Origin of the sequence: Oceanobacillus locisalsi, assembly GCF_042675985.1 — a bacterium.
Classification (GTDB): Bacteria; Bacillota; Bacilli; order Bacillales; family Amphibacillaceae; genus Oceanobacillus; species Oceanobacillus locisalsi.
On the sequence record NZ_JBHTKK010000001.1, the window covers coordinates 124,760 to 147,976 of the forward strand.

Sequence of the window (23,217 nt, forward strand, 5' to 3'; positions counted from 1 at the left end):
ATCATTTAATTAGCAGACACAATTCTACGGGAGATTCGATTCAACTTCCCTTTGACTGTCCCATCATAAATCGTGTTTCCAACACGAATCTTGATTCCTCCAAGAATCGACGGATCAACGATATTGTTAAATTGAACGGCGCTTTTTCCTAATCGGGCAGCAAAAGAACGCTCTAGTTGAGTCTTTTCATCATCCGATAAATGTCTTGTCGAATATACGGTAGCATCTGCCATTCCTTTTGCATCATTTACGAGAATAAGGTATTCGTCAATAATGGCTGGAATAATCGATGTGCGATGACGGTCCACCAGTAATTGAAGGGTGTTCAAAACGGTTTCGTCCACTCCTTGAAATGCATCTACGACAAGTTGTTTCTTTGTTGCCAGATCAATTTTTGGATGTGTCAGGAATTCAGCTAATTTCTTATCGTTTTGAAAAACAGGCTTGACAACTTTAAAGTCTGCTGCAAGCTGTTCTGTTTTTTGTTGTTCACTGCCAAGTCTGAAAAGAGCATCAGCGTATCGTTTTGCAACTACTTCATTACTCATCGCTCTTCTCCTACCTCTTTAATGTATTCGTTAATCAGGTTCTCCTGATCTTGCTCGTCTAACTCTTTCTCAATCACTTTACTTGCAATTAATACAGATAGAGACGCCACTTTATCTTGCAGCGCTTCGATAGCTCTCTCTTTTTCATTTTGAATATCTGCTTGGGCAGCTTCTTTAATACGCTCTGCTTCTTCCTTGGCAGACGCAATAATTTGCTCTTCTTGCTTTTGGCCTGCTGCTTTTGCATCTTCAATCATTTTTTGAGCTTCTGCTCTCACTTGATTGAGTTGCTCCGTTGCATCTTGAGAAGCTTTTTCTGCATCAGCTCTACTTTTTTCAGCTTCTTCGATTTCATTCGCTACATATTGTTCACGTTTTTCCATCATATTCATCAATGGGCCCCAAGCGAATTTTTTCAATAATGCCAGGAGTACAATGAAGAAGAAAAGCTGAACGAGCATATCTACCCATTGCAGGCCACCGATATCAGCTCCAAGTATCAATAAATCAGTATATGAATGCATGAATTCCACTCCTTTCGCTAAGACGTTATCGCTATAAATAGAGAAGCTTCCTTCTCTATTTCATATATAAAGCATGAAAATTTCGTATTATTTTTCTGAACTGCTATTCTTGCATAAAGGAATGGCGAAGATTCTCCCTGAGATAAACTTCGCCATTATATTTCTGAAAAATTAGGAACGAATTACATTACCATAAATGCAATAACCGCTGCGATGATTGGAATCGCCTCAACCAATGCAACCCCGATAAACATTGTTCCTTGAAGCGGACCTCTTAATTCTGGTTGACGGGCAATCCCTTCTACTGTTCTACTTACGATCATACCGTTACCAAGACCTGCACCTAGTGCTGCTAGTCCAATTGCGATTGCTGCTGCTAAAGCTCCCATGAATAATTTCCTCCTTTTTATGTGTAAAAAAATAAATTATTATTTTATTTAATGGTCTGCGCTCACTTTGTGAGACATATACACCATTGTTAACATAACAAATACATAAACTTGAATAGTACCGATAAAGAGTTTGAAGCCCATCCAAGCCAGTGTTGGAAGTGCTGCTCCTAAAAACCCGAATACGGATGATGTTGCCATCCCAATCAGTAGGCCTAATAAGATTTCACCTGCATAAATATTTCCGAATAAACGAAGACCTAACGTTAAGGTGTTTGTGAATTCTTCAACAATTTTAAATGGCAACATAAGCGGTACGGGACTTACGAATGTTTTTAAGTATGATTTGGTTCCCCGTAGTTTTATGCCATAGTAATGCGTTAATAAAATAACCATTACAGACAATGTCAATGTCATCACTGGATCTGCAGTCGGGGATTTCCACCATAAATCATGTCCAACTACCCCGACAGTAGCTACACCTACCAGGTTACTTACTAAGATATAAAAAATAAGTGTTAACCCTAGCGGAAGAAATAATCTTCCTGTTTTCCAATCCATATTGTCTTTTATGATGCCTTTGACAAACTCTACTGCCCATTCCATAAAGTTCTGCATCCCTGTCGGTTTCATTTGCAATTTTTTGCTTCCCCACACACAAAAAACAAACACAATGAGTGACACAATAAAAGTCATTAAAAGGTTGGCAAGGTTTAAATCCGCACCTGGTATCCCAAAGACATCATGAACTATCGGATTTTCGTGATCCAAAATTATCACCCCTTTACTAAAACTATTTGTAGAAGATGGTCAAAACCCTCATCAACATGGAATATTAGAACGATTTATCCCGTTGTCGATTACGTATGATAATCTGATAGAAAATGATATCTAGTGCCATTATCACATAAGAAGAGATAATTCCAAAAATAACTGCGTATAAATGAAAGTATTCCTCAAACTGCATAGCGATAACAACAGCCAGAACAGCAGCAGTCATTCTGGAAAATGTACCTAAACCGCTTCTAGTATTTTCTCCTGCTGCAACCGTCTTTCCAAGTTGATTGGACTTGTACTGCAATAACCACAAGTTATAAAAACTAACACTACTACCTAAGATTAAGCCGAGAAAAATTCGGGTTTGTGGTAGAAATCCAGCGCAAAGTACTAAGATTGCCAACCAGTAAAACATCCATTTTCGCTGACGGATAACCATATTATCAAAATTAGACATCAATGCTGTTCCACTCCTAATGCCCGTCAACTTAGAAATTACTGTCAGAAACATGAATTTGCATCCGTTTTCGTTTTCAATCAAGTTGGGGATCTTCTTGCTGGGTAATACTACTTGTAGTCTTAGATGCGGAGGTGTTACATAACATTGCATCTTATGTATAAAAGGCAGAGAAATGCATTTCGCAAGCTTTCAGAAAGCATCAATTTTTCAATGGGCTAATACTGCTCTCCCTTTTCTCCACACTACGTAAGTGTACAATACGCCTGTAAGAGTTGTCAACGACTATCACATAATGTTCAATGTATTTTTAAAACTGTAATAATGCACCTTCGAGCGGTTTCATTGCCCATGAAAAAGCATTTGTGAAAGGCTTCTCAAGGAAACGAATTCACAAATGCTTCCAACAATAAATGACAGTTTTGTGAACGTGTCTTTTTTACTATACCGAACGGATGAAAATCCAGGTATATTTTCATTCAATCAAAATCATTGTTTCCATTTGTTCAAACTCTCCATTTTCAAGTTGTGCTGTGATAAACGCCAGATAATATCCAGGTGCTCCAGCTTCTTCTCGGCTAAGAACGCCTTCGTGCATCCCTTCATCCAATTCCGTTTCTTCCAGCAGCTTTCTTTCAAACAGAAAAGTTTCCGGGTTGTATAAACTGACATCCATCTTTTTCACGGATTCCGTTACATAGAACTGGTATTTATAATCCGCATTTTCAAAAGGTTCCAGATAAAATTCAAACCCTGCTGTCTTTGGCTGGTCAGCTTCCTGATTAACAATAATGTAAGGCAAATCGTAGTTTCTTTCCCCTTCTCTCAGTGTCAGCCAGTCTTCATGAACGCCTTTCTCCAGACGGTCCCGGTTCATCGAAAGCTTTATCGTTATTTCTTTTTTTGCTTGCGGATCCACTGTAAAAGATTGCGGAATATCCCAGACGAAGCCGTCTTTCCGCTCTGGTGTTTCAAAATAATAGGTCTGTTCCTTATCTGTTTTATTTTCGATCGTAACTGTTTCAGCAAACGCTTCCTGATAATGATTTAGCTTACCGAACTCCAGTTGTGGATCATGTATGATGGTAGTTGGATCAGCAGCAGCTCCCAACTGAATCAGCCCCATGCCCTGTGTCGTTGCATTTAAGGGCTGTTTCTCTTCTTCAAAAGGCTGCGCTGTTGTTTTCAGAGCTCCTACCAGCTGCTCATCCGTCCAATCCGGATGCGCTTCTTTTAGAACGGCAAATGCTCCAGCTACATGCGGAGAGGCCATACTTGTTCCGTTCATTGCTTGATACCCTCCCGGAACTGTGCTCCAAACCGTTGCTCCAGGTGCTGAAACATCTGGCTTAATATTCCATTGGACGGTAACTGGCCCTCTCGAACTAAATGGTGCAATGGTAATCTTATTGTCTTTTTGTACAGAATCGATAAAATAGTTTCCTTTATTTATTTGCGACTGCAGCCACTCGCCCTCTTCTTTTTGAATAGAAGCAACGGGAATATTTACAGGCTGGCGGTTATTGTCTACAGATACCTGTAACGGTCCAGCTTCCGAATTATAAACAATTAACCCTTCTGCTCCCATGCTTTCTGCTTGTAATGCCAATTCAAAAAAGGGAATTTCTTTTCGTCTTGTTAGGGCAATTTTTCCATGCAAGGACTGTCCCTGTTCCATATTGTCCATATCGATAAGCTGGTAATCATTGTCTAACTCCCACGCCGGGGATCCAATTGCTTCGAGCAAAGGAATCTCTTGTTCTTCAAATGTATCTGTTAGTACCGGTTCTTTCTGCGGCGTTGTCGATGCTCCTACAGAAACGGAATGGTCTGCTGTTGCCGGAGAACCGACTGTCCATGCATCCGGACCGCTGTTGCCATTGGCAATCACCACGATAATGCCCAATTCCCTGGCACGGTTCACAGCCATACTTGTTGGGTAATCTGGAATATTGACATCATTCCCAAGCGACAGATTGATAATATCCATCTCGTCTTCTATGGCTTTTTCCAATGCCGCTAATACTTGAACGGAAGAACCGGATCCACCTGGGCCCAGGGCGCGGTAAGCATATAATTCCGCATCTGGGGCGACTCCTTTTATATCCCCATTGCCGGCAATAATTCCGGAAACATGCGTCCCGTGTTCCGTAGGGGGTCCTTCTTCGGGCATGGTTTCCATAGGGTCATCGTCAAAATCAACCAGGTCATAACCGCCTTGATAATTTTTTTGCAAATCCGGATGATCATAATCAATTCCTGTATCAATAACACCTACTTTGACACCTTTTCCGGTAAAATCGGTTGGATTTATATCATAAGGTTCTGAGGCGGACGGGTCCATTTTTTCTACTGTTTCCGCTTTTTCTGCATGGTAAGGCTGTGTTTCATACGTTTGTTCCTGATGAAGTGTTTTCACTTGTTCAATCGAACCCAGTTCGGCCAATTGTTCTGTTTTCCCTTCAACAGCAAGTCCTTCAAAAACAATATCGTATACAGCTACAACTTCAACAAACGGATGGTACGTCTCGATTTCTTTTTTTACTTTTTCAGGGTCCCCTTCTACTTCTATAATGAGTGTTTGTTTTTTATCTTCAGCAAACGCATCCTGCACGGTTGGTATCAGTGTTAAAATCATGCAAACCATCCATAAACACAGCACTTTTTTCCACATAACATCTCCACCTTTACAGCGTAGTTTTCGTGGAAAAAAGTTATTTTATTCAAATAAAGAAAAAGCAAAATTATTAACATTTCACTCAACTTTCGCACCGAAGAATAAGCATATAAACCTTGCTGTTCCAGAATGAACATAATCTCTATTATCATGCTTGCTTTTCGTTCAATCATCCTGCTATTTTTTGAACAGGATATAGTGTATAGCTTCTATGCACAGAATGGAATGATTGCTGAACATTTTTACCATGCACCACGAAAAATGTGTTTTGTCTGATCTACTTGTATTTGTTCAGCTATGTCAATCGTATAGAATAACTTGCTAGCGGAGGCGGACCGTTTTGACTCCTGAAAGGAAAGCGGAAAGCGTCGTTTAAAAACGTAACAACTGCGTCCCCCGATCTTTGGGGGTGGTTTGGTAAGACGGCGGAAAGCGTAGTGTGTTTCTGCAGCGGTCATATTAACCTGACACCATTGAGACCTGCGATTACTCGGTCTATTAAAACCGTTGCAAAATGGTATACTTTTTGATTCTTTAAACAAAAACAGACCGGATGTGATATCCAGTCTGTTTCTTGTGTTCTTATTTGGTTCCAAATAGACGGTCTCCTGCGTCGCCAAGGCCAGGTACAATATAGCCGTGGTCATCCAGTTTATCGTCGAGAGCTGCTAAGTAAATATCTACATCCGGGTGTTCTTCCTGTACTGCTTTCACGCCTTCTGGTGCAGCTACAAGACACATTAAACGGACATTTTTCGCACCGCGTTTTTTCAAAGCACCGATGGCGTCAATTGCTGATCCGCCTGTTGCCAGCATCGGGTCAATAACAATCAATTCACGTTCTTCGATATCATTTGGCAACTTCACATAGTATTCGACCGGTTTCAATGTTTCCGGATCACGATATAAACCAACATGGCCGACTTTTGCTGCCGGAATCAGTTTACGTACGCCGTCTACCATCCCTAAACCTGCGCGAAGAATCGGTACCAGTCCGACCTTTTTGCCAGCTAATACTTTGGAATTGGAAGTCTTTACTGGTGTCTCTACTTCTACATCAGATGTCGGTAAATCTCTTGTAATTTCAAATGCCATTAACATCGCTACTTCATCTACAAGCTCGCGAAATTCTTTTGTTCCCGTATTTTTATCACGAATATACGTTAATTTATGTTGAATTAACGGATGATCAAATACAAATACATTACTCACGCCAGGATCACTCCTTCAATTTATATATCGTTCAAATTGTACTGAAAATCACGTGTTCTTTCAAGCTAATCTGCTTCATGAAATGAATAATAGTTTATTGCAAAAATTATAATTTCCTTTTTGGCTCAACACCAAAATCGATTGGTGCAAATGACTATATTTTTGATAATAGCAGCCGCTAGTTCGTTTGGTTAACTTATTTATGGAATAATATAAACCATAGATTTTGATGAAAAGTCTCTTTTTATTATCTCGCTGTTTCGAGGAGAAATCAAGCTGATTGTAATTAAAAATCCGCAAAACAGTTTATAACTGCGCTGCGGATTTTTAATTGCCTCAACTTTCGCACCTAAGAATAAGCATATATATCTTGCTATCTCAGGATGAACATGATCTCCATTGTCATGCTTGCTTTTAGTTAAATATCCGGCCATTTTGGAATTGGTGATTGTGCATAGCGCCGCTCCGGCCAAGCCCTTCGCTTTCCGACGTACAACGGTTTTGATGGGGCGAGTAAGCGCAGTCCCAGGACGTCCTAGTGTCGGCCGTTGGTCACAGGACGTGACCGGTCTTAGCCGACTAGGAATCTCCGTGGTTGGCCTGCGCTCTAATAGGACGCTACAGCGCTTAGCAGAAATAACAACCTGATGAAGTTAGATGAATAATGACTTTCATGCACAGAAAGGAATGATTGCTGATTATTTTTTACCACGCAGCTCGAAAAATTTGTTCTGTCTGATCTAACTTTTTTGTTCATCTTTTTCATGCATAGAAAATCTCGCTAGCGGAGGCGGACCGTTTTGACTCCTGAGGGATCAGCACCATCTGAAGATCCACTTTTGCCAAGCGCTCTTCTTGGCAAAAGTTAGCTGAAGAGCGTGCCCCTAGGAAAGCAAAACGGTCCGCCGCAGCGGTAGCCTTACACCTTACCTTCTATTCTTGTCAAGGGAGTTAACAAAGGAACGATCAACTCCTATTTCTCTGGAAATGAAACTACTTTTTAAGGTGCGAAAGTTGAGTAATTGCTTTATTTGTTATCGTTTTTTTTATCCACAATGGGGATATCTTTCACTCTATCTTATTTATAAAGCGGGAATTTATCTGTTAGTGTCTGTACACGTTCTTTTGCTTCATTTAATTTAGCTTCATCTTCTAAATTTTTAAGTGTAAGAGAGATAATGGCAGCAATTTCTTTCATTTCCTCTATACCGAATCCGCGTGTGGTTACAGCTGCTGTTCCGATACGCACGCCGCTTGTAACAAATGGGCTTTCTGTATCAAAAGGAATTGTATTTTTATTCGTTGTCACACCAATATCATCCAGCGCTTTTTCAGCAGCTTTTCCTGTCAAATTCAATGGTGTCACATCTAATAATAATAAATGATTATCTGTACCGCCGGAAACAATTCGGATACCTTCTTTTTGCAATGCTTCTCCAAGTGCTTTCGCATTATCGACGATGTTTCCGGAATAGGTTTTAAAATCATCGGATAAGACTTCTTTAAAAGAAACAGCTTTGGCTGCAATGATATGCATTAAAGGGCCGCCTTGAATACCCGGGAAGATGGCTTTATCAATCTTCTTCGCATACTCCTCTTTACAGAGAATCATACCGCCGCGCGGTCCGCGTAATGTTTTATGCGTTGTAGTGGTGACAAAATCAGAATATGGAACCGGATTTGCATGGTGACCTGTTGCAACCAATCCGGCGATATGGGCCATATCCACCATCAGATAAGCACCAACTGCATCTGCAATCTCTCGGAATTTCTTAAAATCAATGCTTCGTGAATACGCACTCGCGCCGGCAACAATCAGTTTTGGTTTTACTTCTTTTGCTTTTTCAAGCACAGCATCATAATCCAGCTGCTCTGTCTCTTTATCTACGCCATAGTCAACAAAGTTGTACAAACCGCCGCTGAAGTTAACCGGGCTTCCATGTGTTAAATGCCCGCCATGATTTAAATTCATACCTAATACCGTATCACCAGGATCCAGAAAAGTGAAATATACTGCCATATTCGCTTGAGAACCGGAGTGAGGCTGTACATTGGCATGGTCCGCGCCGAATATTTCCTTCGCCCGTTCTCTGGCAATATCCTCTACAATATCAACATACTCACAGCCGCCGTAGTAGCGTTTATCCGGATAACCTTCCGCATATTTATTGGTGAGTATAGAACCCATCGCATCCATCACCGGTTTGGATACAAAGTTTTCAGAAGCAATCAGCTCAATTTTATCATGCTGACGCTCCTTCTCTTGCATCATCGCCTGAAAAACTTCATTATCTGCTTGTTTTACATATTCCATCATTACTGCACAGCCTCCTATATAGGTGAAAATTTATCATGGAGCTTCACCCGAGAAACTCCCGCCTTAAAATAAAGCATACAAATAAATGGATTTAGGCGGGACATCAGGTGAATTAGCTCTCTGAGTCACTCAACTAACTTTCAGCGGGAGAAGAAAGAAGCATACGAAGCTCGCAGCGTCATGAATCTCGGGCTGGAGATGACGCTCCCTCGCGTATTGAAAACGTTTATGCCTCCACAAACGCCCGCTGAATGAAATGTCATTTTATAATTATTTGTTGTTCAAATGAGAAGAAATACATTACCTGCCTGTATTTTCGCCATAGAATGCCCGTTGACCGCCAATTAATTTCGGGCGGGTCCGGGCTGCTCTGACTCTGGCATGGCCAATGGTGCGCTGTTCCAATTTCAGCGGCACAGGTACCGACTTTAAATGCATGCCAATCATTGTTTCACCAATATCCATTCCGGCATGGGCTTGGATACTTTCCACAACAACCGGATGTTCCATTTGTCTGTAAGCATAACTTGCCATGGAACCTCCTGCTTCCGGAACGGGCACAGCAGTAACTTCCTCCAGTTTATATTGGACAGCTGTCTGCCAATCTACAACAAGAGCGCGATTCAAATGTTCACAACATTGAAAAGCAAGATGGACGCCTGTCTGCTTTTGAAATTTCGTCATCTGTTCATAAAGGCTTTTGGCAATATCCGTACTTCCGCTTGTTCCAATAGGCTGACCAGCTACCTCACTTGTTGAACAGCCAATGACAACAATTTCATCTTTTTGCGGACTGTTTATGGCCAGCCATTGATTTATAACTTGTTCTAACTCTTCAGCTATCATCATGACACACCCTTACGCTTTGTTTGTCGGCTTTTTTATACGCATACCTATCATTCTTCTGTACATTCATTTGACACAGCAACAAATAATAGAATCATCTCTAGCATACCATGATTTTTTTAAAATGACGATACATCTTGATGCTTGTTTTCATCTAAATCGTTCCCGCTGCTATCGAAACGCCTCATGGACATCACACCGAAAGTCTCCATTTCTTCCTTCACGTTAAATTGTTTAATATGCTCTCTTAAATTCCCGGCATGTTCTTCCATCTGTCCCGCTAACTCATCGACTTGTTCCATGGTGCCAATTTGTTCTTGAATCGCGGCGTGAACTTCCTGCGTACCGGCAGATGTTTCTTCTGCAATAGCCGCTACTTCCTGTGATTGGTTTGCTGTATTTTGAATTGATTGCAGCTGCTGTTCCACCAATTCGTAAATCTTATCCACCTGCGAAGCTGTCTCCGTTACCGTTGTCCCCATTTCTGTAATGGTACGATTCGTGTTTTCACCGCGGCCCACTTCCTCCCGCGCGGATTTAGCGTTGATATTAATTTTTTCAGCCAGCTGTTTGACATCTGTTTGAATCGAAAGCAGCAGCTCGGAAATATCGTTTACTGCTTTTCCACTTTGATCAGCCAGTTTCCGCACCTCTTCCGCAACAACTGCAAAACCTTTTCCATGTTCTCCTGCCCGCGCAGCTTCAATAGAAGCATTCAGCGCCAGTAAGTTGGTTTGCTCTGCAACCTCTCCAACCAAAGTAATGATCCCTTCCACTTCCATCGTACTTTGGCGTAAATGATTCACATCTTCCAAAGACACTTCTTGTTCCACTGCGATACGATTCATCCCATCCACCAACTGCTTCACTACATGTTGTCCCTCTTCCAGCATATCGATCATGGCATGAGACTGTGTTTTGGATGTCTCCGCTTTATTTTGCACTTCATTGGCTAAATCTGTTGCCACTTCAATCGATCCGACCGTTTCCTGTGTCGCGCGAGATGCATTTTCCGCCCCATCGGATATTTCACTGACAGAATCACCAATAGCAGCAGCATGTTTTGTTGCCGTATTCGATGCTTCCTTCAACTGGTGAACCGTCCGATTTGTTTCCTCAAAGTGCTGATCAATATTTTTCACCATTTTACTTAAACTTTCGAGCATACTGTTCACAGCAACTGATAATGATTTCATCTCATCATCTGATTTCGGAATTTCCGCCCGTACTTCCAAATTACCCTTCGCAGCTTCTCCTGTAATCTTTTCCAGCTTTTGCAGCGGGTTTGTAATCCATCTTGCAGCGAAAAAAGCTAGAATACCCGACCATATCACACCGGCCAGCAAGGTAGAAATCACAAAAGTTTGCTGGGTTACATGCATCCAGGAACGTATATAGTCAAATAAAATGTAAATAAAGAAAGCACTTGTTGAGTATGTAATTAGTGCTAACAAGGTGGTAAATACAACAAGTTTTAATCTCAGACTGAATCGATATCTTTTTCCCATCACAATGCCCACTCTCCAATATGTTTCATATTATTATAGCAAGCTCTAAGCAGCGGAAATGGTTTTTTATAAACGGAAAGACCCTGGAATAAGCGCTATGAAATCCAGGGTCTATTTTTTTCTTCATTTACGGACATTCCATCACTTACATGGAATACGGTGTATATTTACGCTCAAGAAGATGTCCCAACCCTCTTGTTCCGTGCACGTTTGCAAGATGCATCGTTTAGAAACATGGTTTATGGGGATAACCATTGGTTCAAACATGCTTCAATTTCCTGCTCTGTCCTTAAGTAGTCCAGAGCCAAACCTCCAATCGGATCAGCAATATCCGAATGGGTCAGCTGTCTTTTTAAATGATGAATAGTTTCCATTTCTTCGCGGCAGACTTCATACACGCTTTGCCCCGCCGCGTCCATTTCTGAATCAGATTGTTCTGAATAGCGCCTTTTCTTTTCTTCCAAATCTGCATAGGCTTTTTCTAATTGGTTCCATATTTGTTTATCGGCATGCAGGGCAAATTCTTTAAGTGTATAGAGCTTTTTTCTGTTTTCGGGATATCGGAACCAGAGTGTTTCTTTATGGGAAGCAGTCATGGTCAGAATCCAATCTGCCCACTGTACGAGAGAATCATTGATTGGCGTTGCTTCGTGAGGCATGTCAATTCCTTGTTGTCTTAATACTTCTTTTGTCTGGCTGCTCATCTGTGCTCCCGGCATCGCTGAAATGCCGCAAGACTTCACTTGTATATCTGTTTCTGCACGATTTTTTAACATCGCTTCAGCCATCGGACTGCGACATGTGTTTCCTGTACATACAAATAGCACATTCATAGGTATATCCTCCTATTTATCGTCCTTGTAAACATATTTTCTTTTATCATATCACGAATGGAGAAATATCCGCACTACTTTACGAATACAGGTTATTTTATTATTTATATCCGGAGAAACATTTTCACAGACAATAAAGCTTCTCTCATCAGCTGAATAACATATAGATGCCAAAACAAGAAAGAATAAGCCCTCCAAGTATTTCACTATAAGTACCCAGGAATCCTTGCAGATGTCTGCCTAATAACAAACCCGCCCAGGTTAATAAACAGCTTACGACTCCAAAAATAAGGAGGGTAATAACGATGGTTACACCTGAGATACCAAGACTAAAACCAACTGTAAAACTGTCCAGACTGACACTGCCTGCCAATATCCATAATCCGATACCAGCCGGCTGCCATCGATATTCATCCGATATGCGAAAAGCAGAGAAAAACATATGGGCGCCAATAAAAAATAACAGAATTCCTGAAGCTATGGCTGTCCACTGTCCTACTTGCTCTGATAAAGCATGTCCAAGCAGCATGCCTGCCATTGGGAAAAGCATATGGAAACTGCCGATTACCAGCCCGATCACCGCAATCCGCTTCAAGCGTATCTTATTCATCCCCAGGCCTAGGCTGATGGAGAAAGCGTCCATGCTTAAACCGACTGCAAGCAAGGCTAATGAAAGTAATTCGATTGAAAAAAACATCCATACATCCCCCTTTAAAGCATGCTTGTACAACTTATGCTTTATAAGGACACGATATGAATGTTTTTACATTATATATCTGCTGCTCTGGAAATACGCTGCTCCGTGCTATATTATTTTACTATCGTTTATAAAGTCTAACAGGAGATGAAAACTATCCTTTATTCCTCTATGACACCATCTGCTGCTTTTCGCAGACGATTCATCACAGCCTGGCCGATTCCTTCTTCTGAAAAAGTTTCACAAATGATCTTATCCACATTTGCCTGCTTGAAAAAGCGTAATCCATCATATAATGATGACGCCACTTCTTCAATGGTTTTTCCAAGTTGATGCATATACATATCCTCTGCAAGAACAACGGCAGTCTGATTGGAAACAAGAATACCTATCCTGTTACCTGCTCGTTTTTCCTTATCCACAAACTTCCGAAATGCTTGGCTGGAACCTGTAAATAAATAAAGCGGCACTTCTGGTGCATAGTGTTTATATTTCATACCTGGCGCTTTTGGGCGGTCTTCCGAAGATGCGACAAGCCCCGGATCCACCATGACGGAATTGCCTGTCACGATCTCCAGCTGTTCTTTCGTCACTCCGCCGGGACGCAAAATAATCGGGATATCTCCCGTACAATCGATAACAGTTGATTCCAAACCAACACCAGTCTGTCCCCCGTCAATCAAACCGCTGATTCGTCCGTTTAAATCTTCATAGACATGGTCAGCAGCAGTTGGACTGGGCTTTCCGGACACGTTGGCACTTGGGGCTGCTACCGGCTTTCCCGTTGCTTGAATAAAAGCCAATGCAATAGGATGGCTGGGAATTCGCATCCCGATTGTGGATAAACCTGCTTTGACATTAGCTGCACAATCATCGCCCGCAGGCAAAATATATGTTAAAGGACCCGGTGAAAAAGCTTTAACTAGCGTATACACATAGTTCGGAATAAAAGTGACAAGTCTCTCTAATTGTTCTATTGACGCAACATGAGCGATCAACGGGTTATCTTGCGGGCGCCCTTTTGCTTCAAATATTTTACGTACAGCTGCTTCATTCGTTGCATCTGCACCAAGTCCATATACCGTTTCTGTAGGAAAAGCAACCACCTCTCCTGCTTGCAAAATATCCGCTGCTTCCTTTAAATCTGTATCTATGATGTTTTCTGTGTTCATTTTCCATACTTTCGTGTGCATAACTTTCCCTCTTTTCTACGTTTCTATTGTAGTTGATACATCATAGAAACGCAAAAAATGGCGAATTCCATCCACTTATGCACATTATTCACAGATTTTATCCACAAAATTTTATTTGCACACATATATCCCCTAATTATGCACAACCTCTTGTGAATAGTGTGCATAATTATCTCTTGACAAACAGAAATAAATATCATGGTGTTTATAATAGGAATTTGTCATGTTTAACTGACTAAGAAACCTGATATGCCCACCAATTCCCATTCTTTTCTGAATTTATATTTTTAAAAGTGACATCGCTTTCTCTTTTGAATTGTAAAGACTCCAATAAGATATCCACAACTGGGCTCTGATTATGCACATATACACATTTTATATTATTTTTTCGGGAAATTACCAACACCGTTTCGAAAACTACAAACAGTTTTTGGATATGCTCTTTCGTTAAATACAATTGTTTCAGCCAATACGTTGTGTCATCGACCATATACAGGTTAAAACAGCCTTCAATATTTCCGTTTATCTCTACCACATAACTATCTTTTGTCAATTTTTTGCCGGAAAGCCCTTCATTCTTTTGAATAAATTCCTCCATCAGCTCTAGTTTCGCTTCTTTGACTTGGTAGATTTGCATTTTGTCATCCTCCATTCGTTAGATTTCAACCTGATTCACGCCATCCGCTTACTGTGGATATTCCATCAAGTTCCCTTTACTACAAGCGTATGTCTTCCTAAACAAAACTATGACAACCCTAACCATTTAAATAGAAAGAATTCTACTTCCACTTCTTCCTCTTCTGTTTCTGCCTGCGCTTGTGCTTGTGCTTCTTCTTCCTCCGCTACCGATGTACCGTTAAAGAAATCTAAAAAGCATAATGGCGGAAACAAGACGCACCACCAGTTCGCACCAGAACCTTCTCCTATTGTGACTAATATCGCTTCATATTCCCCTTCCGGATAAAGATAGTTTCCATATAATTTTGCAGGAAAGGAAACATCCTCCCGATATTCCAGTTGAAAATCTTGGCCATTGTTTTCTTTTTCCAGTATGTCCGTAACCACTGTTTCTAATTCAGGGAGCCTGTCATTAATCAGCTGCCTTGCCTCTTCAATGTCATCTATATCTTCAACCCATTCGGTAATGACCGCATTGACTTCATCACGAACTTTATGTTTGATATCCTGATCTCGCTGGCTATCACTGTTTGCCAAAATACGCAGCCTGATCGCCTCGTCCGGGATAACTTGATAGTCGAGCTCTTTATTTTGCATTTCTTTTGCTACACTAATAACGGGAATAATAGATAATAATAAAAATAAAAGTCCTATAGCAAACCAAACTTTTCTCATAAAAAAATCTCCCTTCCACCTATTTATGAAATAGTCTGGACAAGGAGATTTCTGCTTATACAAGATTTATAGAAATATATATTTGAAATCAGGGTATAATATGTTGTTATGTTGGGCATGAAGACATTAACTAAAAATGGTTGCCAAGACAATCCGGTCTTTTCCGTTTATATCCTGTTTGATTTCCACATGGCTTTCAGGGAATGTCAGCTCAATATGCTGCTTCACAAGTTTCCCCTGTGTATAGCCAATTTCAAAAGCCAGCAACGTATAAGGCTTTAAAGGCATCTGTTTCATTTGCTCAATCATTTTATAGTATGCAGCCATACCCTCTGCTTCTGCAAATAGAGCCAGTTCCGGATCAAAATCACGGACTGTATCGCTTAACTCCTGAATGTCAGATGTAGCAATGTAAGGAGGATTGGAAACAATCACATCAAGCGGATCAACTTCATCCAGCAGGGGAGTTAAAAAATCTCCTTGCCGAAAAGTAACATCTGCTTTTAATTGACGGGCATTTTGCTCAGCCACTTGCAGAGCTTCGGCTGAGATATCTGTCGCAAATACTGCTGCATGCTCTAATTCCAGCGCCAGTGTAATCGCAATAACACCACTGCCTGTTCCAATATCCGCAATTCGTACAGGTTCTGATTTCAAACCGACATGTTCTTTTACTGCCAGCACAAGTTCTTCCGTTTCTGGACGCGGTATTAAAACGTTCTTATTCACTTGAAAGGAACGGCCGTAAAATGCTTCATGTCCAGTCAAATGCTGTACAGGAATTCCGGTTTCCGCGTGCTTTTTAATATCTGCCGTTATTTGCTCCTGTTTATCTTCTGGCATCGGATCACGTAAAGCAAACAGCCATTCCTGCCTGGATAATCCTAAATGATGCTGTATTAATAATTCAGCCACTTTCGGTTCTCTATCCGCTTTTTCTAAAAAAAGAGAAGCCCATTGAAGGACTTCGTAAATTTTTGTCTGGGACATGCGTTATTCCCCAATCTGTTCTAATTTTTGCGCTTGCTCTTCCATAAGCAGCGCCTCGATAAATTCATCCAGTTTGCCTTGCATAATCTGATCCAGCTTTTGGATTGTTAAACCGATGCGGTGATCAGTCACCCGGTTTTGCGGGAAGTTGTACGTACGAATACGTTCTGAACGATCCCCTGTGCCAACCGCTGATTTACGGTTTTCATCATATTCCGCCTGTGCTTCCTGCTGCACTTGATCATAAATGCGGGCGCGCAATACTTTCATTGCTTTTTCCTTGTTTTTTATCTGTGATTTTTCATCCTGGATGGAAACCACCATTCCGGTCGGCTCATGCGTTAAACGGACTGCTGACATCGTTGTATTTACACTCTGACCGCCCGGCCCGCTGGAAGCAAAGGTATCCACACGAATATCCTTTTCATGTACATCTACTTCTACTTCTTCTGCTTCAGGGAGCACAGCAACGGTTGCCGTAGAAGTATGAATACGCCCGCCAGATTCTGTTTCCGGAACACGCTGCACACGATGCGCACCATTTTCATACTTCAACTTCGAGTAAACGTCTGCGCCATCAATCATAAAGATAATCTCTTTATAACCGCCGACACCTGTGGAACTGGCTTCCATAATGTCAATTTTCCAGCCCTGTGATTCAGCGTAACGTGAATACATCCGATATAAATCCCCAGCAAATAAAGCAGCTTCATCGCCACCTGCAGCACCGCGAATTTCCATAAAAACGTTCTTATCATCATTCGGGTCTTTAGGAAGCAGCAGAATCTTCAGCTGTTCCTCCAGCTCTTCCTTTTGAGGAGATAATGTGGAGATTTCCGCTTTCGTCATTTCCAGCATCTCTTCATCCGATTCATCATCCAGCATTTCTTTCGCATCTGTCAGTTGCGATGTGACTTCTTTATACTTACGGTAAGTCTGGACAACATCTTCCAGCCCGGCCTGCTCTTTCGAATACGCTTGCAGCTTTTGGGTATCACTGATTACTTCCGGGTCACTTAACATTTCATTTAATTTATTATACCGATCTTCCAGTGTCTGTAAACGATCTAACACGAGAATACACCTCTTTCTCTATAACAGTCTTATTATATTATAAGCAAGAATCAAGGTCAATTGCACATTTGATACGAAAGAAATTGCACTTTCAGCATTCCATTCCCTATTTTGTTCGAATGGTAACATTTCTATGTTCATAACTGCCTGCGGGCTTTGTAAAAGATTCAAATGCCCCCTCATTCATTTTAGTATGCAGAGGAGTGATCCAAAGAGTTATTTCCTGCTAAAAAATACCGGCGAAGAAGACGCCGGCATTTTGTATATTAACGATTCGTTTGTTTTTCTGCTTCATTTGTTACATTGGCTTTTGGGCGGTTCGGGACTTCGTGATGGTGGCGGCAGCGCGGCTCATAAGATTCCGAAGCTCCGACCATAATAACAGGGTCATCATAGGATGCCGGTTTTCCATCAATTAAACGCTGCGTTCTGCTTGCCGGCGATCCGCACACCGGACAGATAGCATTTAATTTGGTTATCGATTCCGATAAGGCCAGAAGCTGTGGTACCGGCTCAAAAGGAACTCCCCGAAAATCCATATCTAAACCGGCAACAATCACACGAATATCTCTGTGAACGAGCGCTTCAATCACATCAATCACATTATTCTCAAAGAATTGCACCTCATCAATCGCCACGATATCAATAGCCGGTTCAATTGCTTCTATTTCCTCTAAAATTTCTGTCGCATCCCGGATGGATTTTGCAATCGTCGTTGTACCATCATGAGAAACAACTGCTGTTTCATCATAGCGGGTATCGATTGCCGGTTTAAACACACATACATGTAAATGGGCAAACGTTGCTCTTCTGACACGGCGTATTAATTCTTCTGATTTTCCGGAAAACATGCTGCCGCAAATTAATTCAACCCAGCCGTTCCGCTTCATAATTTGCATTTGGAGAAACTCCTCTCGCGAATAAATATATAAGTATACGCAGATGAAAACTCTTTTTAAAAAGGACATTCAAAAAGAGCACATATATGTTCTTACTTTATTTGAAGACATGACAAAATATCACGTACCTATCATACACCTTCATTCACTTGCCTGGAAAGTAAAAGACAGGCAAAATGAGACATTTTGCCTGTCTTTTCTAATTCATTCCTTACAAAATCTTTTGGAACCGGGTTGCGGTCCATCAGATAATTAGTTAAGGTTATATTTTTTCTTGAAGCGATCCACACGGCCGCCGACTTTATCAGCTTTTTGCTTGCCAGTGTAGAATGGATGGGAATCAGAGCTGATTTCAACTTTTAACAGCGGGTATGTGTTGCCGTCTTCCCACTCAATTGTTTCGTCTGATTCTCTTGTAGATCCGCTTAAGAACTTGTAATTCGTACTAGTGTCCAGAAAAACGACTTTTCTGTACTCTGGATGAATATCTTGTTTCATGTTCTTCTACTCCTTTTTGCCCTGAATCCCTTGGAAACAGAGTTATTCGAAGAGTCGTTCGTGATGCAATAGAATGCACCCTACCTAAACTCACATAAAAAGATTATAACAGTCTATCGAATGAATTGCAATAGCAGTTATCAATAAAAGAAAAGGTGGATGGTATTCCATCTGACTTTATTGACGATTATTCATCCCTTTTCGCTTCATTTCTTCGTCCATTGTCTGCAGAAATTCTTCGTTATTCTTGGAATTTTTCAAGCGTTTTAAGAAGCGGTCCAAGAAATCATTGGAATCCTGCATCGTTTTACGCAGCAGCCACATTTTATCTAAATGGGCTTTCTCCACCAGGAGTTCTTCTTTTCTGGTTCCAGAACGTAAAATATCGATGGCAGGGAAAATGCGGCGGTCTGCAAGATGACGATTTAAATGCAGCTCCATATTTCCGGTTCCTTTAAACTCTTCATAAATGACATCATCCATACGCGAACCTGTATCTACCAGCGTTGTCGCTAAAATGGTAAAGCTTCCGCCTTCCTCAATATTTCTTGCTGCTCCGAAGAAACGTTTTGGACGGTGGAATGCTGCGGGATCAATACCACCTGATAAGGTACGTCCGCTGGGAGGAATCACCAAGTTATATGCACGGGCCAAGCGGGTGATACTATCCATCAAAACAATCACATCACGCTTATGTTCTACAAGCCGCATAGCACGTTCTAAAACAAGCTCAGATACTTTAATATGACTTTCCGGCACTTCATCAAATGTAGACGAAACTACATCTACATCGGAGCCTACAGAACGTTCAATATCCGTTACTTCTTCCGGGCGCTCATCCACCAGCAGGATAATCAGTTTGGCATGCGGATGATTCTGGGAGATGCTGTTTGCGATTTCCTTAATCAACATTGTCTTACCAGCTTTTGGCGGCGCAACAATTAAACCCCGCTGACCAAAGCCAACCGGTGTCATTAAATCCATAATCCGGGTTGATAATTGTTTTGTTTCTGTCTCTAATTGGATAGGTCTATTTGGATAAAGTGCCGTTAAAGCTGGGAAATGGACACGCTCTTTGGAAGAATCCGGGTCTTCATCATTCACTGCATCAACATGCAGCAAACCATAATAACGCTCATTCTCTTTCGGCGGACGTACCTTCCCAGATACTTTATCTCCATTTCTTAAATCAAACCGCCGGATTTGAGAAGCGGAAATATAGATGTCCTCTGCACTTGGAGAATAATTAATAGGACGCAGGAATCCAAAGCCTTCAGATGGAATAATCTCTAAAATTCCATCCATAAATAGGAATCCGTCTTTTTCTGCCTGCGCTTTTAATATTGCAAAAATTAACTCTTTCTTTGTCAGCTTTGCATAATAAGAAATTTTATAATCTTTTGCAAGTGCATAAATTTCCTTTAATGTCATTGTCTCTAAGCTAGAGATTGTCAGTGTTGCCATTAAATCACCACGCCTGTTCTAATTTCTTTAAAATATGATATAACAGTATTTCAAACAGATTAACCCTATACATGGAAGAATACTGAGAAGACTTACCTTGTTCAAGAGAAGTAATTGGAAGCTATAGCAGAAGTCTGAAGGTAACAGACATTATCCATGTTTTGAACGAAAAGCTCCTTTAGAGGATGTTCAAAAAGCCCACAAACGCTTAAACAACAAACGTTACAGCTGATGCGTTTGCTGCCATAACAATAACGTTAGCCGTCTGCTTCTGAATGCGGTATTTCCGCAATATGCATTTTCTTTTCTATTTTACTGTCAGTCTTTTAATGAAGTTATTAAGTTTATTAAACATCTATTATCATACTCTTTTACAATTTAAGATTCAATAGACTTTTTTGTCAAAAATAGAGGAATTTTATCACATGATAGCTATGGCTTATCTGAATCATCTGAAATGATAAGATATTCTATCATGCAGGCTTTCCAGTTTTATTGAAGTTACTTGAGGACAGATTATATCTTTTAGAAGAGGAAAAAAGATATATCCTTGTAAAGCAGTTAACGGATAATCTAACTATCCTCAAAAGCGATATCACAAAAGAGAAAGAAGGGAACTTCTCTTTTATGATACCTTCCCTCAAGAAGACAATTAAAAAGCATATAAAAATGGCCGACTATCAAAAACTGGTACCTTATTTTGAGGAAGCGCCTTATTTTATGATGCTTTTTAACATCCTCTTTTAGGTATTTTGATCTTGATAAATCTCTGATTCCGTCATTTCTTCTCTCCAAATGTTTGCGCCAAGTGAAGAGAGCTTAGCCGTTAAATTCTCATAACCGCGGTCAATATGATCCAGACCGGTAATTTCCGTCACGCCATCTGCCAGTAACCCGGCTATCACCAGAGATGCTCCGGCACGAAGGTCACTTGCTTTTACTTTGGCGCCTTCTAATTGCGTCGGACCGGAAACAATGACAGAGCCGCCCTCTACCTTTATTTCCGCATTCATCCGGCGAAGCTCATCGATATGCTTCAAGCGCGCAGAGTAAATGGTGTCATTAATCACTCCGGAATGTCCTGCCTGGGTCAGCAGCGTTGTAAATGGCTGCTGCAGATCGGTCGGAAAACCTGGGTAGACCAATGTTTTAATATCCACACTGTTTAACGGATTTGATCGGGCAACATACAATTGGTCGTTATGTGACTCGATATCAATATTCATTTCCCGTAATTTTGCAATCAGCGACTCCATATGCTGCGGGATGACATTATCAATGACAACTTCTTTCCCCATTGCTGCCGCTGCAATTGCATACGTGCCTGCTTCAATACGGTCAGGAATAATAGTATGCGTACAGCCATGCAAGGAAGAAACCCCATCAATACGGATAACATCTGTTCCAACACCTTTAATTTTCGCACCCATATTGGTTAATAAAGTTGCCACATCAATTATTTCAGGCTCTTTAGCAGCATTTTCAATAATTGTTTGTCCCTTTGCCTTTACGGCTGCAAGCATAATATTGATGGTCGCACCGACACTGACAACATCCAGATAAATGCGTGCACCGCGAAGCTCATTTGCACGTAAATAGATAGCACCCTGCTCATTTGTCACTTCTGCACCAAGTGCTTCAAAACCTTTAATATGCTGATCAATCGGGCGCGGACCTAAATAGCATCCACCAGGCAAGCCAATCACTGCTTTATTAAATTTCCCAAGCATAGCACCCATAAAGTAATAAGATGCCCGTAATTTTTTGACTCTTCCATTTGGTAATGGCATAGCAACCATTTTCTCTGGATGGATTGTCATGTCCTGCCCGTCCCGGGATACCGAACCGCCAATTTCTTCCAACAGTTCCCCTAATGTATCCACATCAGAAATATTCGGCAATCCTTCAATCGTCACTGTGGAATCAGCAAGTATAGATGCCGGTAATAATGCGACTGCACTGTTCTTAGCGCCGCTGATGTGAACTTCTCCGGATAGTTCATGTCCACCTTCAATTAATAACTTTTGCATGTAAAAACCTCGTTCCTGTGGAAGTGGAGTATCACTCTACAAGTTGTATTAGCAAATGAAGCCTGACGCAGCCGGAGGTTCTTCCCGCTGCATGTCTGCTTCAGTTAATCAGGAAAAACAGTGGCCGTATCTTCCCCCGTAAAAACATTTAACAGGGGAATGACGGACACTCATGCTATGAGAAAAGCTGCTTCATTTCTAAACGTGAACTCTTTTCTTATTGTCTGTTGTTTTTCCAGTTCTATGCAATTATTTTTGATTTTCCCAATCTGCCAAGAATTTTTCGATTCCTTGATCTGTTAATGGATGTTTTACCAATGTTGATAGAACATTGAACGGAATCGTTGCAATGTGCGCACCGTTTAATGCAGCATCAGTGACATGAATGGGATGACGGATAGAAGCAGCAATAATTTCGGTCTGGATATGATGACGGTCAAAAATCGCCGCAATATTTGCTATCAATTCCATGCCATCTTGTCCAATATCATCCAGTCTTCCTAAGAATGGGGATACATAAGACGCACCTGCTCTTGCAGCCAGCAATGCTTGGTTTGCATTAAAAATCAGCGTTACATTCGTTTTAATATTTAATTCACTGAAGATTTTAACCGCTTTCAGGCCTTCAAGTGTCATAGGTACTTTTACAGTAATATTCGGTGCAATAGCTGCTAGTTCTTTTCCTTCTTCAACCATGCCTTGTGCGTCTTCTGAAACAACCTCTGCACTGACAGAACCGGAAACCTCATCTGTAATTTCACGAAGACGGTCATGGAAAGAAACGCCTTCTTTTGCTACAAGACTCGGGTTTGTTGTTACACCGGCCAGGATTCCAAGTTTATTTGCCTCTTTAATGTTTTCAAGATTAGCTGTATCGACGAAAAATTTCATTATGATTACCTCCCTGAGATTTATTGTAGTAAAAGCTGTA

Annotated in this window: 22 protein-coding genes; all 22 read right to left on the reverse strand. The window is 41.1% G+C overall.

Translation table 11 applies throughout. The features are described 5' to 3' along the window. Positions 1 to 5: 5 nt before the first annotated feature. Entirely contained in the window at positions 6 to 548 is a 543-nt protein-coding gene (locus ACFQ19_RS00520; protein WP_379589911.1) for a F0F1 ATP synthase subunit delta, read from the reverse strand. Next, positions 545 to 1,072 (reverse strand): F0F1 ATP synthase subunit B, encoded by a 528-nt coding sequence (locus tag ACFQ19_RS00525; protein ID WP_379589912.1) that lies wholly within the window; start codon positions 1,070 to 1,072, stop codon positions 545 to 547. The genes ACFQ19_RS00520 and ACFQ19_RS00525 overlap by 4 nt, the downstream gene beginning before the upstream one ends. Before the next feature lie 182 nt (positions 1,073 to 1,254). Beyond that, entirely contained in the window at positions 1,255 to 1,461 is a 207-nt protein-coding gene (atpE, locus tag ACFQ19_RS00530) for a F0F1 ATP synthase subunit C (protein WP_379589913.1), read from the reverse strand. Positions 1,462 to 1,509: 48 nt separating this feature from the next. Continuing rightward, positions 1,510 to 2,232: a F0F1 ATP synthase subunit A gene (gene atpB, locus ACFQ19_RS00535; RefSeq protein WP_379589914.1), complete on the reverse strand. Its 723-nt coding sequence runs from the start codon at positions 2,230 to 2,232 to the stop codon at positions 1,510 to 1,512. Between the two features lie 64 nt (positions 2,233 to 2,296). Next, the gene (locus ACFQ19_RS00540; RefSeq protein WP_379589915.1) at positions 2,297 to 2,695 is read right to left on the reverse strand and encodes an ATP synthase subunit I; all 399 of its coding nucleotides are present in this window, start codon (positions 2,693 to 2,695) and stop codon (positions 2,297 to 2,299) included. Between the two features lie 475 nt (positions 2,696 to 3,170). Continuing rightward, the gene (locus ACFQ19_RS00545) at positions 3,171 to 5,369 is read right to left on the reverse strand and encodes a S8 family serine peptidase (protein WP_379589916.1); all 2,199 of its coding nucleotides are present in this window, start codon (positions 5,367 to 5,369) and stop codon (positions 3,171 to 3,173) included. Between the two features lie 585 nt (positions 5,370 to 5,954). Next, entirely contained in the window at positions 5,955 to 6,584 is a 630-nt protein-coding gene (upp, locus tag ACFQ19_RS00550; protein ID WP_379589917.1) for a uracil phosphoribosyltransferase, read from the reverse strand. A 1,078-nt stretch (positions 6,585 to 7,662) separates the two neighbouring features. After that, on the reverse strand, positions 7,663 to 8,898 hold the full coding sequence (locus tag ACFQ19_RS00555; RefSeq protein ID WP_379590296.1) for a serine hydroxymethyltransferase: 1,236 nt from the start codon (positions 8,896 to 8,898) through the stop codon (positions 7,663 to 7,665). A gap of 303 nt (positions 8,899 to 9,201) precedes the next feature. Further along, positions 9,202 to 9,750: a TIGR01440 family protein gene (locus tag ACFQ19_RS00560; protein ID WP_379589919.1), complete on the reverse strand. Its 549-nt coding sequence runs from the start codon at positions 9,748 to 9,750 to the stop codon at positions 9,202 to 9,204. A 116-nt stretch (positions 9,751 to 9,866) separates the two neighbouring features. Beyond that, positions 9,867 to 11,255, reverse strand: a complete 1,389-nt coding sequence (locus tag ACFQ19_RS00565) for a methyl-accepting chemotaxis protein (protein WP_379590297.1) — start codon at positions 11,253 to 11,255, stop codon at positions 9,867 to 9,869. 239 nt (positions 11,256 to 11,494) lie between these two features. Further along, positions 11,495 to 12,088 carry a low molecular weight protein arginine phosphatase gene (locus ACFQ19_RS00570; RefSeq protein ID WP_379589920.1) on the reverse strand — a complete coding sequence of 198 codons (594 nt, stop codon included), beginning with the start codon at positions 12,086 to 12,088 and terminating at the stop codon, positions 11,495 to 11,497. Positions 12,089 to 12,236: 148 nt separating this feature from the next. After that, complete coding sequence (locus ACFQ19_RS00575) at positions 12,237 to 12,785, reverse strand: manganese efflux pump MntP (protein ID WP_379589921.1); 549 nt, start codon at positions 12,783 to 12,785, stop codon at positions 12,237 to 12,239. A 161-nt stretch (positions 12,786 to 12,946) separates the two neighbouring features. After that, complete coding sequence (locus ACFQ19_RS00580) at positions 12,947 to 13,978, reverse strand: L-threonylcarbamoyladenylate synthase (RefSeq protein ID WP_379589922.1); 1,032 nt, start codon at positions 13,976 to 13,978, stop codon at positions 12,947 to 12,949. A 235-nt stretch (positions 13,979 to 14,213) separates the two neighbouring features. Next, positions 14,214 to 14,615 (reverse strand): hypothetical protein, encoded by a 402-nt coding sequence (locus ACFQ19_RS00585; protein WP_379589923.1) that lies wholly within the window; start codon positions 14,613 to 14,615, stop codon positions 14,214 to 14,216. A 107-nt stretch (positions 14,616 to 14,722) separates the two neighbouring features. Continuing rightward, positions 14,723 to 15,331 carry a stage II sporulation protein R gene (gene spoIIR / locus ACFQ19_RS00590; RefSeq protein WP_379589924.1) on the reverse strand — a complete coding sequence of 203 codons (609 nt, stop codon included), beginning with the start codon at positions 15,329 to 15,331 and terminating at the stop codon, positions 14,723 to 14,725. A gap of 126 nt (positions 15,332 to 15,457) precedes the next feature. After that, positions 15,458 to 16,321, reverse strand: a complete 864-nt coding sequence (prmC, locus tag ACFQ19_RS00595) for a peptide chain release factor N(5)-glutamine methyltransferase (RefSeq protein ID WP_379589925.1) — start codon at positions 16,319 to 16,321, stop codon at positions 15,458 to 15,460. Between the two features lie 3 nt (positions 16,322 to 16,324). Continuing rightward, positions 16,325 to 17,395, reverse strand: coding sequence for a peptide chain release factor 1 (gene prfA / locus ACFQ19_RS00600; protein ID WP_379589927.1), 1,071 nt, complete (start codon positions 17,393 to 17,395; stop codon positions 16,325 to 16,327). Between the two features lie 266 nt (positions 17,396 to 17,661). Continuing rightward, complete coding sequence (locus ACFQ19_RS00605; RefSeq protein WP_379589928.1) at positions 17,662 to 18,294, reverse strand: thymidine kinase; 633 nt, start codon at positions 18,292 to 18,294, stop codon at positions 17,662 to 17,664. Between the two features lie 252 nt (positions 18,295 to 18,546). Further along, on the reverse strand, positions 18,547 to 18,792 hold the full coding sequence (locus ACFQ19_RS00610; RefSeq protein ID WP_379589929.1) for a type B 50S ribosomal protein L31: 246 nt from the start codon (positions 18,790 to 18,792) through the stop codon (positions 18,547 to 18,549). Between the two features lie 177 nt (positions 18,793 to 18,969). Further along, positions 18,970 to 20,256, reverse strand: coding sequence for a transcription termination factor Rho (gene rho / locus ACFQ19_RS00615; protein ID WP_379589931.1), 1,287 nt, complete (start codon positions 20,254 to 20,256; stop codon positions 18,970 to 18,972). Between the two features lie 743 nt (positions 20,257 to 20,999). Continuing rightward, positions 21,000 to 22,286 carry a UDP-N-acetylglucosamine 1-carboxyvinyltransferase gene (locus ACFQ19_RS00620; protein WP_379589933.1) on the reverse strand — a complete coding sequence of 429 codons (1,287 nt, stop codon included), beginning with the start codon at positions 22,284 to 22,286 and terminating at the stop codon, positions 21,000 to 21,002. A gap of 249 nt (positions 22,287 to 22,535) precedes the next feature. Further along, positions 22,536 to 23,177: a fructose-6-phosphate aldolase gene (fsa, locus tag ACFQ19_RS00625; RefSeq protein ID WP_379589934.1), complete on the reverse strand. Its 642-nt coding sequence runs from the start codon at positions 23,175 to 23,177 to the stop codon at positions 22,536 to 22,538. Positions 23,178 to 23,217 lie beyond the last annotated feature (40 nt).

Excerpts from the sequence above, each read along its gene's own strand:
- ACFQ19_RS00610 (WP_379589929.1), bottom strand. The coding sequence starts at position 18,792 with ATGAAACAAGATATTCATCCAGAGTACAGAAAAGTCGTTTTTCTGGAC.
- rho (WP_379589931.1), bottom strand. The coding sequence starts at position 20,256 with ATGGCAACACTGACAATCTCTAGCTTAGAGACAATGACATTAAAGGAA.
- ACFQ19_RS00545 (WP_379589916.1), bottom strand. The coding sequence starts at position 5,369 with ATGTGGAAAAAAGTGCTGTGTTTATGGATGGTTTGCATGATTTTAACA.
- ACFQ19_RS00520 (WP_379589911.1), bottom strand. The coding sequence starts at position 548 with ATGAGTAATGAAGTAGTTGCAAAACGATACGCTGATGCTCTTTTCAGA.
- ACFQ19_RS00565 (WP_379590297.1), bottom strand. The coding sequence starts at position 11,255 with ATGGGAAAAAGATATCGATTCAGTCTGAGATTAAAACTTGTTGTATTT.
- ACFQ19_RS00585 (WP_379589923.1), bottom strand. The coding sequence starts at position 14,615 with ATGCAAATCTACCAAGTCAAAGAAGCGAAACTAGAGCTGATGGAGGAA.
- ACFQ19_RS00540 (WP_379589915.1), bottom strand. The coding sequence starts at position 2,695 with ATGTCTAATTTTGATAATATGGTTATCCGTCAGCGAAAATGGATGTTT.
- spoIIR (WP_379589924.1), bottom strand. The coding sequence starts at position 15,331 with ATGAGAAAAGTTTGGTTTGCTATAGGACTTTTATTTTTATTATTATCT.
- ACFQ19_RS00620 (WP_379589933.1), bottom strand. The coding sequence starts at position 22,286 with ATGCAAAAGTTATTAATTGAAGGTGGACATGAACTATCCGGAGAAGTT.
- ACFQ19_RS00555 (WP_379590296.1), bottom strand. The coding sequence starts at position 8,898 with ATGGAATATGTAAAACAAGCAGATAATGAAGTTTTTCAGGCGATGATG.
- ACFQ19_RS00560 (WP_379589919.1), bottom strand. The coding sequence starts at position 9,750 with ATGATGATAGCTGAAGAGTTAGAACAAGTTATAAATCAATGGCTGGCC.
- ACFQ19_RS00525 (WP_379589912.1), bottom strand. The coding sequence starts at position 1,072 with ATGCATTCATATACTGATTTATTGATACTTGGAGCTGATATCGGTGGC.
- ACFQ19_RS00575 (WP_379589921.1), bottom strand. The coding sequence starts at position 12,785 with ATGTTTTTTTCAATCGAATTACTTTCATTAGCCTTGCTTGCAGTCGGT.
- prmC (WP_379589925.1), bottom strand. The coding sequence starts at position 16,321 with ATGTCCCAGACAAAAATTTACGAAGTCCTTCAATGGGCTTCTCTTTTT.
- ACFQ19_RS00580 (WP_379589922.1), bottom strand. The coding sequence starts at position 13,978 with ATGCACACGAAAGTATGGAAAATGAACACAGAAAACATCATAGATACA.
- fsa (WP_379589934.1), bottom strand. The coding sequence starts at position 23,177 with ATGAAATTTTTCGTCGATACAGCTAATCTTGAAAACATTAAAGAGGCA.
- ACFQ19_RS00605 (WP_379589928.1), bottom strand. The coding sequence starts at position 18,294 with ATGCAAATTATGAAGCGGAACGGCTGGGTTGAATTAATTTGCGGCAGC.
- ACFQ19_RS00570 (WP_379589920.1), bottom strand. The coding sequence starts at position 12,088 with ATGAATGTGCTATTTGTATGTACAGGAAACACATGTCGCAGTCCGATG.
- atpE (WP_379589913.1), bottom strand. The coding sequence starts at position 1,461 with ATGGGAGCTTTAGCAGCAGCAATCGCAATTGGACTAGCAGCACTAGGT.